General features: G+C 64.0%; 9 protein-coding genes and 2 pseudogenes. 8 read left to right on the forward strand and 3 right to left on the reverse strand.

Features of this window, described 5'->3' with window-relative positions; translation table 11 throughout:
• Positions 1–208, forward strand: a pseudogene (locus tag FVW20_RS16320) (DUF697 domain-containing protein); the annotation flags it as partial.
• A 114-nt stretch (positions 209–322) separates the two neighbouring features.
• Here the strand turns inward: FVW20_RS16320 and FVW20_RS16325 are convergent.
• Positions 323–526, reverse strand: a complete 204-nt coding sequence (locus FVW20_RS16325; protein ID WP_231039178.1) for an agmatine deiminase family protein — start codon at positions 524–526, stop codon at positions 323–325.
• 303 nt (positions 527–829) lie between these two features.
• On the opposite strand from FVW20_RS16325, the gene aguB reads away from it, so the two are divergent.
• The 7 genes from aguB to FVW20_RS16360 all read left to right on the forward strand — a co-directional run bounded on the left by aguB (position 830) and on the right by FVW20_RS16360 (position 9,572).
• A complete protein-coding gene (gene aguB / locus FVW20_RS16330; RefSeq protein ID WP_196610419.1) occupies positions 830–1,795 on the forward strand; it encodes an N-carbamoylputrescine amidase in 966 nt (321 codons plus the stop codon).
• A gap of 2 nt (positions 1,796–1,797) precedes the next feature.
• Positions 1,798–3,420 carry an amidohydrolase gene (locus FVW20_RS16335; protein WP_196610420.1) on the forward strand — a complete coding sequence of 541 codons (1,623 nt, stop codon included), beginning with the start codon at positions 1,798–1,800 and terminating at the stop codon, positions 3,418–3,420.
• Positions 3,421–3,999: 579 nt separating this feature from the next.
• The gene (locus FVW20_RS16340; protein WP_196610421.1) at positions 4,000–5,052 is read left to right on the forward strand and encodes an ABC transporter ATP-binding protein; all 1,053 of its coding nucleotides are present in this window, start codon (positions 4,000–4,002) and stop codon (positions 5,050–5,052) included.
• A gap of 96 nt (positions 5,053–5,148) precedes the next feature.
• A complete protein-coding gene (locus FVW20_RS16345; RefSeq protein ID WP_196610422.1) occupies positions 5,149–6,444 on the forward strand; it encodes an ABC transporter substrate-binding protein in 1,296 nt (431 codons plus the stop codon).
• Between the two features lie 286 nt (positions 6,445–6,730).
• On the forward strand, positions 6,731–7,594 hold the full coding sequence (locus tag FVW20_RS16350; protein ID WP_196610426.1) for a carbohydrate ABC transporter permease: 864 nt from the start codon (positions 6,731–6,733) through the stop codon (positions 7,592–7,594).
• A complete protein-coding gene (locus FVW20_RS16355; protein ID WP_196610423.1) occupies positions 7,591–8,424 on the forward strand; it encodes a carbohydrate ABC transporter permease in 834 nt (277 codons plus the stop codon). Before FVW20_RS16350 ends, FVW20_RS16355 begins: the two co-directional genes overlap by 4 nt.
• Before the next feature lie 278 nt (positions 8,425–8,702).
• The gene (locus FVW20_RS16360) at positions 8,703–9,572 is read left to right on the forward strand and encodes a hypothetical protein (RefSeq protein ID WP_196610424.1); all 870 of its coding nucleotides are present in this window, start codon (positions 8,703–8,705) and stop codon (positions 9,570–9,572) included.
• 123 nt (positions 9,573–9,695) lie between these two features.
• Here the strand turns inward: FVW20_RS16360 and FVW20_RS16365 are convergent.
• Both FVW20_RS16365 and FVW20_RS16370 read right to left on the reverse strand, forming a co-directional pair.
• Positions 9,696–10,719, reverse strand: a pseudogene (locus FVW20_RS16365) (IS481 family transposase).
• Positions 10,720–11,165: 446 nt separating this feature from the next.
• On the reverse strand, positions 11,166–12,020 hold the full coding sequence (locus tag FVW20_RS16370; protein WP_196610425.1) for an FkbM family methyltransferase: 855 nt from the start codon (positions 12,018–12,020) through the stop codon (positions 11,166–11,168).
• Positions 12,021–12,186 lie beyond the last annotated feature (166 nt).

The following is a 12,186-nucleotide window of genomic DNA, read 5'->3' on the forward strand; positions in this document are numbered from 1 at the left end:
GGCCAGGGCCATGCCCTTCCGGGACGACGCCACCCCGGAAGGCGATGGGCGCGATGCCCCCACCGCGCCGCCGCGCAGTGGCATTCCGCCGCGCGCACATACCCGCCGTGCGGATGACGCCGCCCGTCCCCCGGACGACACGGCCACGCCTTCCCCCCGTGGCCGCATCCCCAACCCACTGCGCCTGTTCCGGAAGAAGCGCGACTGACGTCCCCTGCATTTCCTGCACGTTGCCGCATTCTCCGCCCCGCAAACGCATGTCGGCCCGCAACGGATGCCACGGGCCGACGGAACAGGAACGGCAGACTCCCGGCGGTGGGAATCAGAACGGGGGCAAGGCCCTGCCCACGGGCTGCCGCCGTGTGATGCAGTGGATGCCGCCACCCCGGAAGATTTCCGGGGAGTGCGCCTGCATCACCTCGCGCTCCGGAAAGACCCGGCGCAGGGTCTCGCAGGCGACCCGATCCAGCGCGCCCTGCGGGTCCGGCGAGTCCGCCCCGCCACCCGGCGCGCCAAAGGCGGACATGACTTTCCAGCCCCACCGAAATCGGGCATCATTGTTCATGGTTTCAGACGCCTGACAAACGGAATGCGCCCCTTGCCCGGCGCTCGCCGGCCCGTACCCGGTTTTTTTGTTTGAAGCGCATTCCGTCGAGGGCTAGGTTCGGACAGTCACGCACCATCGTGCCCGTTCCACGGCGACTCCGCCGCACGCACATGGTCGCACGCACCTGACCGGGCATTTCCGGCGCGCACGGCGCCTCCCATCCGGCGCGAACGGCAGAACGCCGCGCGCCCGCAACGCAGAATCCGCCCCAGAGGATCACATATGGCCGAAATCATCGTCGCCGCCACCCAGATGGCCTGCACCGACAACGAATCCCGCAATATCGACCGTGTCTGCGAACTGGTGCGCGAGGCCGCCGCCATGGGCGCGCACATCGTGCTGCCGCAGGAGCTGTTTTCCGGCCCGTATTTCTGCAAGGACGAACTGCCGGAACACTTCGTGCTGGCGCGCCCTCTGGACGAAAGCCCGGCGGTGCGCCGCATGTCGGCCCTGGCCGCCGAACTGGGCGTGGTTATCCCCGCCAGTTTCTTCGAGCGTTCCAACCAGGCCCATTACAACTCGCTGGCCATGATCGACGCCGACGGCAGGGTGATGGGGCTGTACCGCAAGTCGCACATTCCGCAGGGGCCCGGCTACGGAGAAAAGTTCCACTTCACCCCCGGCGACACGGGCTTTCGCGTGTGGCGCACCCGGTACGGCACCGTGGGCGTAGGGGTGGGCTGGGACCAATGGTTTCCGGAATGCGCACGGTCCATGGCCCTGCTGGGTGCTGACGTGCTGCTCTACCCCACGGCCATCGGCACCGAACCCGCCGAACCCGCCGAACCCGCCGAACCGGCCGAACCGGCGCGCGATTCGTCCGGCCACTGGACGCGCACCATGCAGGGCCACGCCGCCGCCAACATGATGCCGCTGGTGGCCTCCAACCGGGTGGGCGAAGAGTTCGGCAAGGGCTTTTCCATGACCTTCCACGGTTCGTCGTTCATCGCCGGTCCGCAGGGCGAAATCGTGCAGCAGGCAGGCCGCAACGAGGAATGCGTGCTGACGGCGGCCTTCGACTTCGAGGCCATCCGCTCGGAACGCGCCGGATGGGGGCTGTTCCGCGACCGCAGGCCCGACCTGTACCACCCCCTGCTGACCTTTGACGGGCTGGATGGGCTGCCCGGCGAAGGTGACGAGGACGACTGCGGCGACCATTGCGGCTGCGGCTGCGGAGGCGAAGCCTAGCCATGGCCACCGTGCGCCCGCAGCACCACGATGCTGCGCAAGGCGGCGCGCGCCTGCTGGTCAACGCCCGCTTCCGCGATCCGCTGGCCCCGGCCACGTCGCGCGGCGCAGATCTGCCCGACGCCATGGCCGTGGAAGGCGGGCGCATCGTGGCCGTTGGCCGCGCGTCGGAACTGGCCCCCTTTGCCGACCGGGGCTTCACCCGCACCGACATGGGCGGGGCCACGGTGCTGCCCGGCTTCATCGACTGCCATTCGCACCTGTTGCTTACCGGCATCATGGACCTGGGCATGGACCTTTCCGCGGCGGGAACCCTGGGCGACGTGCTGGACATGGTGGCCGACGCCGTCCGCAACGCGCCCTTCGGCGCCATGGTCTACGGCTTCCGGCTGGAGGAACTGGACCTTGCGGAGCGGCGCATGCCCACCAAGGCGGAACTGGATGCCGTGGCCCCGGGCCGGGCCGTGCTGCTGATGCACGCCACCTGCCACCGCTGCATCATGAATACCCCGGCGCTACGGCAACTGGCGGTGCCGCGCGGGCTGCCCGGCGCGGATACCGAGGGCGGACGCGGCACCGCGCCCTTCACCGGCGTGGTGCGCGACCCCGGCATTCTCACCTGGGTCTTTCCGGCCATTCTGCGCTCCATGGACCGCGCCCATCTGGACGCCGCCGCCCAGGTGGCCGCCCGGTCTGCCCTGCGGGTGGGCATCACCACCGTGCATTCCATGGAAGGGGGAGAACTGACCCCCGGCGGCTCGCCCGTGCTGCTGGACAACGCCACGCGCCTACCGCTGCGCGTGGTGTGCTGGAACCAAAGCATGGACCTGGCCGAAGTGGAGCAACTGGCCCTGCCCCGCGTGGGCGGGTGCATCTGCGCCGACGGTGAACTGGACGCCCGCACCGCCGCGCTGTTCGAACCCTACAATGACGACCCCGGCAACGACGGTACCCTGCTGTACACCCAGCAGGAGATGGACGACTTCGTGCTGACCGCCCATGCGCGCGGGTTGCAGGTGGCCGTGCACTGCGAGTCGGAACGGGCCATCGACCAGGTGCTGCGGGCCATGGAGCGCGCCCAGCGGCTGGAGCCGCGCGGCGACTGCCGCCACCGCATCGAGCACTTCGAACTGCCGACCTGGGACCAGATCGACCGCATGGCCCGCTCCGGGGTGGTGGCCTCGATGCAGCCCGCCTTCGTGGATTCCTATTTCGGCGATGACCGCATGGCCCATCTCGCATCGCTGTTCGGGCCGCACCGCATGCGCCGCCTGCACCCCTACCGCGCCATCCTCGACGCCGGGGTGCGCGTGTGCGGCGGCTCGGACAGCCCGGTGACCAACTACACCCCGCTGCGCGGCATGGCCGCCGCCGTGAACCATCCCTTTGCCGAACAGTCGGTGAGCATGGCCGAGGCCCTGCGCATGTTCACCACCGAGGCGGCGTTCTCGGCCTTCGAAGAGGCGGACAAGGGCCGCCTGCTGCCCGGCATGCTGGCCGACCTGGTGGTGCTGGAGCGTGATCCGCTTGATGCGCGGAATGCCCCGGCGGACGCGCCCTCCGTTGCGGACATCCCCGTGCTGGGCGCCTGGGTGGACGGGCAGCCGGTAACCCCGGAACCATAACGCGGGCTGCCCACGGCGGCACGACGGAGCGACGGACCATCACCGATGGACCCACGCGCTGCCGGGCGTCAGCCATCGGGCACGCAGCCGCATACGATCGCACGCCCCCCTCCTCAGGTCATCGCGCCTGCAAATTCATGTGCTCCCCGCCGCCACGGCCTCAGGCCACGAGCGGTGCAGATTCCGCCGGTCATTGCCGACGGTATGTCCTGTCATAACGAGTGGCGCCCCGTGCCCCGAACACGCAGCCCCCGAAATCCGTGCGCCCGAAGACTGCACCGGCTCCGCACGTTGCAAACAGGGCCAGGCCCTCTCCATCCGCGATGCAGAAAACCCTGCCCCCATGCCCCGCCGTCACCAATTTTCCGCGCCAACGTCGCCAAATCGAGTTGCATGACTGATTAACCATACAATTTCGGAATGTTGACGCGAAACTGCAAATATGTGCAACATATCCTGTCCATAACAGTACCGTTTTTCGGCTGCCCATGCGGTTGCACGTAACGGCCACCATATTTCACGCACACGACAGGCCGACCCGCGCCACACCCACCCAACCCCAAGCGACAGGGGGTCGCATTGTCCGCCATTCAACTTCTGAACGTCAGCAGGCACTGGGGCGATGTCCGCGCCGTGGACGACGTCTCCTTCGAGGTGGAACAGGGCACCATGCTGGTGCTGCTGGGGCCTTCCGGCTGCGGCAAGTCCACCACCCTGCGGCTCATCGCGGGGCTGGAATCCGTCACCTCTGGCCGGATCATGATAGGCGAGAGGGACGTCACCCACCTGCCCCCTGCCCAGCGCCAACTGGCCATGGTCTTCCAGTCGTACGCGCTGTTCCCGCACCTGACGGTGCGCGAGAACATCCTGTTCGGGCTCACCGTGCGCAAGGTGCCGGAGGCGGAGCGCGAAAAACGCCTCACCCGCGCCGTGGACATCCTGGGGCTTTCCACACTGCTGCAACGCAAGCCCGGCGAGCTTTCCGGCGGGCAGCAGCAGCGCGTGGCCCTGGGCCGCGCACTGGTGGCAGAGGCAGCCGTGTGCCTGATGGACGAGCCGCTCTCCAACCTGGACGCCAAGCTGCGCCACGAGATGCGGCGTGAAATCCGTGCCTTGCAGCAGACCCTGGGCATGACCATGGTGTACGTCACCCACGACCAGACCGAGGCCATGAGCATGGCCGACCGCATCATCCTGATGCAGGGCGGGCGGATCGTGCAGAATGCCACGCCGTCCGAACTGTATTCCCGCCCGGCCACCACCTTTGCGGGCAACTTCATCGGCACGCCGCCCATGAACCTGGTGCGGCTGGACGATGCGCGCGGCAGCGTGTGCGTGGCGGGCAGCCGGTCCGGCAAGGTGGGCGTGGTGGACAGCGCGAACTATGTGCTGGGCATCCGCCCGGAGCACGTCCGCATCGTGCCCGACGGCTGGCGCGCCGTGGTGGAAAGCGTGGAATACCTGGGGTCCAGTTCCGTTCTTGGCTGCCGCGTGGGGGGCGAAGAGCTTTCCGTCGTGGTGGACGGCGTTTCGGACATTGCCGTGGGGGCCGAGATTTACCTGCACTGTCCGGACGAGCACATCCACATCTTTGACGCACAAACCGGCGCGCGGCGCGGCACCTGCCGCTGACACACCCTCGCGGCGCAACGGACACATTCGTCCCGTATTGGTGATTTTGGCGGGTTACGCCCCACATCCCAACGCAACATCGCAGGAGGCATCACAATGACCGGTTTCAGGAAAGCGTGCACTCTGGCGGCGGCGGCCCTGCTGTCGCTGACGCTGCTTGCGGGCACCGCTCTGGCGGAAAAGGTGAATCTCACCTTCTACTTCCCCGTTTCCGTCGGTGGCCCCATCACCAAGATCGTGGAAGGCATGACCGAGCAGTTCATGAAGGACCACCCGGACATCCAGGTCACCCCGGTGTACGCGGGCATCTACCGCGAAACCCTCACCAAGGCCCTTACCGCCCTGCGCGGGGGCGAGCCGCCGCACGTGGCCGTGCTGCTTTCCACCGACATGTACACCCTCATCGACGAGGACGCGGTGGTGGCCTACGACGACATCCTGAAGCCGGAGGAAATGGGCTTCACCAAGGCGTTCTTCCCCGGTTTCATGCGCAACAGCCAGACCGGCGGCAAGACCTGGGGCATTCCCTTCCAGCGTTCCACCATCGTGATGTACTGGAACAAGGAGGCCTTCAAGGCCGCCGGGCTTGATCCCGAAAAGGGTCCCGCCAACTGGAACGAACTGGTGGAAATGGGCAAGAAGCTGACCGTGCGCGATGCCTCCGGCAAGGTCACCCAGTGGGGCGTGGCCGTTCCCTCCACCGGGTACGCCTACTGGATGTTCCAGGCCCTGGCCATCCAGAACGGCGTGGAACTTATGAACGCCGAGGGTACCAAGACCTACTTCGACAACCCCAAGGCCATCGAGGCACTGCAATTCCTGGTGGATCTGGCCTACAAGCACGAGGTGTCGCCCAAGGGCACCATCGACTGGGCCACAACCCCGCGCGACTTCTTCGAGCGCAAGTCCGCCATCATGTGGACCACCACGGGCAACCTGACCAACGTGCGCACCAACGCGCCCTTCCCCTTCGGCGTGGGCATGCTGCCCGCCAACGCCCGCCCCGGCTCGCCCACGGGCGGCGGCAACTTCTACATCTTCAAGAAGGCCACCCCCGCAGAGCGCAAGGCCGCCGTCACCTTCGTGCAGTGGATGACCAGCGCGGAACGCGCCGCCCAGTGGGGCATCGACACCGGCTACGTGGCCGTGCGCCCCGACGCATGGGAAACTCCGGCCATGAAGGACTACGTGTCCAAGTTCCCCGTGGCCGCAGTGGCCCGCGACCAACTGGCCCACGCCGTGCCCGAACTGTCCACCCATGACAACCAGCGCGTGACCAAGGCGCTGGATGACGCCATCCAGGCAGCCGTGACCGGCTCCAAGAAGCCCGCCGACGCCCTGAAGGATGCCCAGAAGGAAGCGGAACGCATCCTGCGCCGTTACGGCAAGTAGGACCGAACGTTAGCGGCCTGGCCGCATGGCCGGGCGATTGAAAGGCTGCGTTGCCCGTTGACGAATGAATGCCCCGGTCGGGGCGGGGCCATGCGCTCCGCCCCGGATGGGGATACCGCATGGGGCACCGGCGGCATGCATCACGGGCGGCACACGGCATCGCCGGGCACTGCCTGGCCGTAACAGCCTGTGCGCCGTCACGGTCCAGCCGCCCTCATTGTTCACCCGCCCTCATTGTTCACCCGGAGGTCCATCCGTGCCCCCAGCCTTTCGCAATCCCGCCACAATGCGCACCATCCACGCCTGGCTCCTGCTGCTGCCCGCCCTGGCGTTCATCGCCGCGTTCACCCACTATCCGGCGGTGAACACCTTCATCCACAGCTTCTTTCTGGATGGCCGGGGCGGCGCGCCCGCGCAGTTCGTGGGGCTGGAGCACTACCAGTACCTGCTGGAGGACGAGGTGTTCCGCAAGGCACTGGTGAACAACCTGCTGTTCGCCAGCGGCACCATTCCGCTGTCCATAGGGCTGGCCATGACCATGGCCTTTCTGGTCAACGCGGGGCTGGCCGGGCAGTCGGTGCTGCGGCTGTGCTATTTCGTGCCCACGGTGCTGCCCATGATCGCCGTGGCCAACATCTGGCTGTTCTTCTACACGCCGGAATACGGCCTGCTGGAACAGATTCGCGGGGCGCTGGGCCTTGCCGGGGTGAACTGGCTGGGCAGCGAATCCACGGCGCTGCCGTGCGTCATCGCCGTGGCGGTGTGGAAGGACGCGGGCTTCTTCATGATCTTCTACCTTGCGGCATTGCAGCAGATACCGCCATCGCTGGCCGAGGCTGCCATGCTGGAGGGGGCATCGCGCCTGTACTACTACCGGCGGGTGGTCATACCGCTGCTCATGCCCACCACCCTGTTCGTACTGGTGAACGCCACCATCAACGCCTTCCGCATGGTGGACCATCTGTTCGTGCTCACCCAGGGCGGCCCCAACAACGCAAGCTCGCTGCTGCTCTACTACATCTACGAAGTCAGCTTCAAATACTGGGATACCGGCTACGGCGCGGCGCTGACCATGGTGCTGCTGGGCTTTCTGGCGCTGGCCTCCATCGGCCAGTTCGGCTTTCTCGATCGCAAGGTGCACTACAGATGAGCCAGACCAATATCTATGACAGCCGGGGCCTGGCCCGCATGCTGGATACCGCCGCCGCGTGGACCCTGGCCCTGCTGTGGGCGCTGCCGCTGCTGTACGCCGTGTGGACGGCCTTTCACCCCTCCGAATTTTCCACCCGGTTCACGCTCGCCGCGCCGCTGACGCTGGACAACTTCCGCGCGGCGTGGGACGCGGCCCCCTTTGCCCGCTACCTGGTCAACACCGTGATGCTGGTAACCCTGGTGCTGTCCGGCCAGCTGGTGCTGTGCACGCTGGCGGCCTATGCCTTCGCCAAGTACGACTTTCCCGGCAAGGGCATATTGTTCGCGCTGGTGCTGATGCAGCTGATGATCATGCCCGACGTGCTGGTGGTGGAAAACTACCGCACCATGTCGGCCATCGGCGTGCTGGATTCCACGCTGGCCATCGGCCTGCCGTACATGGCCTCTGCCTTCGGCATCTTTCTGCTGCGCCAGACCTTCAAGAGCATACCGAAGGAACTGGACGAGGCCGCCGCAGTGGAAGGGGCCAGCACCCTGCAAATACTCTGGAAGGTCTACGTGCCGCTGGGCAAGCCGGTGTACTTGGCCTACGCGCTGGTTTCGATCAGCTACCACTGGAACAACTTCCTGTGGCCGCTCATCGTCACCAACACCACCAATTCGCGTCCGCTTACCGTGGGCCTGCAGGTGTTCTCGTCCACCGAGCAGGGGGTGGACTGGTCGATCATCACGGCGGCCACGCTGATGACCTCCGGCCCGCTGCTGATCGGGTTCCTGCTGTTCCAGCGACAGTTCGTCCAGTCGTTCATGCGGGCGGGCATCAAGTAGGACGAGGGACCTGGCGAGATCTGGCCGAAGGCAGGCAAAGAGGCCGCGCGCGAATTGACCCGGACGGAACGGGGGCAGGGCCGAGACAAGCCCGACGGAGACGGGACGGGCCGGATGGTCTGCCACGTGGGATGCACCGGCAGTGCGAGCACCCGGAACGAGGGGCGCTCCCGGAACGGGGTACGCGTCTGGAACGACCAGCGAGAAGAGTCCGCCAGCAACTGCAGACACGGCGGCGCAGAGAGCATCACCCGGGAACAGCCACGCAGGAAACAACCATGCCGCTACTCGACATCATTCCACCGCACGAACTGTCCCGCCTGGCGCGCTTTCAGGGGGAACCCGCACTGGCCGCCATCCGCCGGGAATTTGTCCCCGCCGTGACCAATCCGGTATGGCGCGGGCTGGTGGAAGAATTCATGGAACTGGACGAACCGCTGACGCCCTATGCCCATCCCCGCTACACGGCGTGGAGCTTTGCCGCCTCGCCCGGTTCCGGCGCGCACCACGGGCACATCGGGGGGCTGGCCCTGCATGTGCTGCAAGACCTGCGCAACGCCCGCGCCCTGGGCGACGCCCACGAGGCGCGCGGCCTGCCGCTGGACCGGGGGCTGCTGTACGCCGCCATCCTGCTGCACGACTGCCTGAAGCGCTTCGTATACGCCTTTGATGCGGACTACGCCCTGCACAAGTCCGAGGATCCGTTCATTGCCCGCAACGAAGACCACCACTCATGGGTGCTGCGCGAACTGGTGGCGCGCGGGGCGGACGAAGAGATCATCCTCGCCACCGCCGCCATGCACGGGCTTGACGACGTGAGCCTGGCCGAAGGGGTGAAGCCGCTGGCCGTGGTCAACCACTACCTGGACATCGGCCTGACCGGCCTGACCATGCGGCCCGAGCACGTGCGGGCGGAACACGCCATCGGATTCCTGGCCGATTCCGACTGGCCCTGGAGCGGGCGCGCCCAGCAACGTACCCGCGAACTGGCCGAGGCCATGGCCCCGCACTGCGGTGTGCCCACCGGATACATGCACCTGTACCTTGGCTCGCGCTTCAGCTTCGAACACGTCGACGGTCTGTTGCAGGACATGGGCCGGGAACTGGCCATGGCGCGGTTGCTGGAGGGAGGGGAGGAGGAACGGTAAGAGTTACCAAAAGAGACTAGTACGCCCTTCAAACTCAAAGTTGCACATGTTAACCCAGTGGCAAAATACGAACGGTACAGCGATCGTATTCACCTGACACTGCCGTGCTTGGTGGGATGCTGATCAGGCGGCCTGCTGCCCTTCGTTGCCCTCTTCCGGCTGGCCCTCGGGGCGACCATCAAGGAAGGCTTGGTAGGGTGTCCGCCCGTTCGTGGTTATAGCGGTGCAGATAGACATCGAGATCCGTCTGCATTTCGTCCAAGGACTCGTAACAGTTCCTGCGACCCTGAATCCGGAAATGCTCGTCGAGCAATTTCCTGTGCAGTCGCTCCACAAAGCCGTTGCTTTGCCGGCGTCTGACACGAGTTGTCCGGTACTCGATGCCTTCCAGTTGCAAAAACAATTCGTAGGGATGCCTGTCGGCGCGCCCGCAGAATTCCCGGCCATTGTCGGAAAGCACCGTGACGACCGGCGTGTCATGCTCCTCAAAAAAGGGCAGCACAGACTCGTTGAGCATGTGTTCCGCCGTAACCGGCAGCTTGCTGGTGTACAGCCTGCCGAAGGCGTAGCGGCTGTGGCAGTCGATGGCCGATTGCAGATAGATTTTCCCCACGCCCTTCAGCGTGCCTGCGAAAAACGTATCCACGGCCACCAGATCGCCGCTGCACCGGGTTTCGATATGGCGCTCCCGGAATTCCGGGCTGAATCGCTCCAAGGTGCGAACCTGGTCGTCATTCAGGGCGATTCCGGTATCTCGTACATGCCGCTCCTGGCGCAGCAGCCGCTCATGCCGGGTCAACATCCCGTTGCGGCTCCAGACGCCCCGCACGCCCCCGGAACTGACCTGAACACCATGCAAAACCAACTGTTGGGCCGCGCGCACCGGGCCATGCGTCGGGAATTCAAGGCTGTACGCCAGAATCCTTTCCGCCGTCGCCCCGTCCACCCGGTTCGGGTGCGGTTCTCGCGGCCCCGGCAGGCGGTCCACAAGCCCTTCTGCGCCAACCGTCTGGTAATTGCGACGGATTTCATAGAACTGCTGCCGCGAATACCCCATGATGTGACACGCCTTGCTCACGGTGTCCAACTCGCTTGCAAACTCTAGCAGGCTCAGCTTTCTTCGTGCTACCTTCTTCCCAGTGGTCATGTCGGTCTCCTTGCTGGTGGTTGATGAAGCTTCGCAACCTCATCGCTACCCCAGTCGGGCACGGCATGACCACTTCCTTTCGGAGGGCCTACTGTCAGGTAATAACTAGCTCAACGCATACGAACGCGAATACACCTAGGTACACCGTCAATCAACAACCACGAACTCCCACAAGCTAAACACAACACATATGACATGCAATAAAGTATGTTACCGATATTGCATTGCGAAATTTTTGACATTCTTGCCGCACTTTCAAGACGATGAAACACTGCAAGAATATTCGGAAATAATTTTAAAGAGCAAAACATATATAAGGTATAAATGACCCTACAATAGCATTTCAACATGACTCATCGCACGCCTACCTTCATCACGCCCACAGCATGCGCTCAAAGTGAAAGACAACCGCAGCCTACAAACCTCGTGATGGACACGCTTTGCGGCTAGGTATCACCGCAGATTTTTGCCAGCACATTCAAAGAGCCTGCATCGGGAATAAGCGCCCGAATCGCCGTCGGATTCTGCGGCAACACACGCCCCGTCGCAATTTCAGACATGCCATACCCCATACCCCACAAGAAATATAACAACTCATCAAATCTATGAGGACAGGATTCATATACATAAGGGGCAAGCTCAAGCATCAGTTTGGGCTTTGAACTTTGTAAAATCCCTCTCGCCCCTGCAAGAACATCATTTTCATTTCCATCAACATCGAGCTTAACAAAATCAACATGCACGACTTCTGCATCAAGCAGAAAACTATCAAGCGTGCCTGTGACAGATCCACAAGTTCCCATCAAACGACCGCAATGGGTGCTGTGCAAGTCCACAGCATCTTCAAGCGGCCAGCTAGAGTAGACAGATTCGGGCAACTCGGCATGATCGTCAGCCATCAACATCATCTGATGCGCGCTGATTCTCGAAGCCAGAGACGGGTTGAGCGCAATGTTGGCTTGCTGCTTCGCAAACGCATAGGCTGTTGGCTCGAACGAATACACCTTGCCTGCGGCGCCCACCAGCTGAGCCATTGGCAACGTATGGGCACCAACGTTGGCCCCAATGTCGAGAACGACATCTCCCGGCTTGATCAATTGGGCATACTGGCGCAGCGTTCCGAGTTCAAAACCCCCTAGAACGTAAATTGCCAAGTCAATGCCTTCCCTTAGATCAAGCGACCAAGTCAGACCTCGGCGAGAGGCAACAACCTCGGCGGGGAGACCCAAAAGATTATGCACAAAAAGAACGGCCTTCGAAAGGCCACGCGCGATTTTGATTTTATGGCTTGTAGAAAGCATAGCGAGCTTAGTCTCTATATATGCAGGATTCAAAAAAACGGTTCTTCGACGTTTGATGTGGAATTCATGAAGCCACCACGACCTGAATCGGGGCCGCGATCAGGTAGACCATGGTGATGAAGTTCTCCACATTTCGGTATCCTCGGGCTCTGGCTCTCGCCGCTTG

The organism is Nitratidesulfovibrio oxamicus (assembly GCF_015731765.1).
Taxonomy (GTDB): domain Bacteria; phylum Desulfobacterota; class Desulfovibrionia; order Desulfovibrionales; family Desulfovibrionaceae; genus Cupidesulfovibrio; species Cupidesulfovibrio oxamicus.

What these genes read in the sequence shown, in the direction of transcription:
- FVW20_RS16350 (WP_196610426.1), top strand. Translation starts at nt 6,731, where the DNA reads ATGCGCACCATCCACGCCTGGCTCCTGCTGCTGCCCGCCCTGGCGTTC.
- FVW20_RS16345 (WP_196610422.1), top strand. Translation starts at nt 5,149, where the DNA reads ATGACCGGTTTCAGGAAAGCGTGCACTCTGGCGGCGGCGGCCCTGCTG.
- FVW20_RS16370 (WP_196610425.1), bottom strand. Translation starts at nt 12,020, where the DNA reads ATGCTTTCTACAAGCCATAAAATCAAAATCGCGCGTGGCCTTTCGAAG.
- FVW20_RS16360 (WP_196610424.1), top strand. Translation starts at nt 8,703, where the DNA reads ATGCCGCTACTCGACATCATTCCACCGCACGAACTGTCCCGCCTGGCG.
- FVW20_RS16335 (WP_196610420.1), top strand. Translation starts at nt 1,798, where the DNA reads ATGGCCACCGTGCGCCCGCAGCACCACGATGCTGCGCAAGGCGGCGCG.
- FVW20_RS16325 (WP_231039178.1), bottom strand. Translation starts at nt 526, where the DNA reads ATGTCCGCCTTTGGCGCGCCGGGTGGCGGGGCGGACTCGCCGGACCCG.
- FVW20_RS16355 (WP_196610423.1), top strand. Translation starts at nt 7,591, where the DNA reads ATGAGCCAGACCAATATCTATGACAGCCGGGGCCTGGCCCGCATGCTG.
- aguB (WP_196610419.1), top strand. Translation starts at nt 830, where the DNA reads ATGGCCGAAATCATCGTCGCCGCCACCCAGATGGCCTGCACCGACAAC.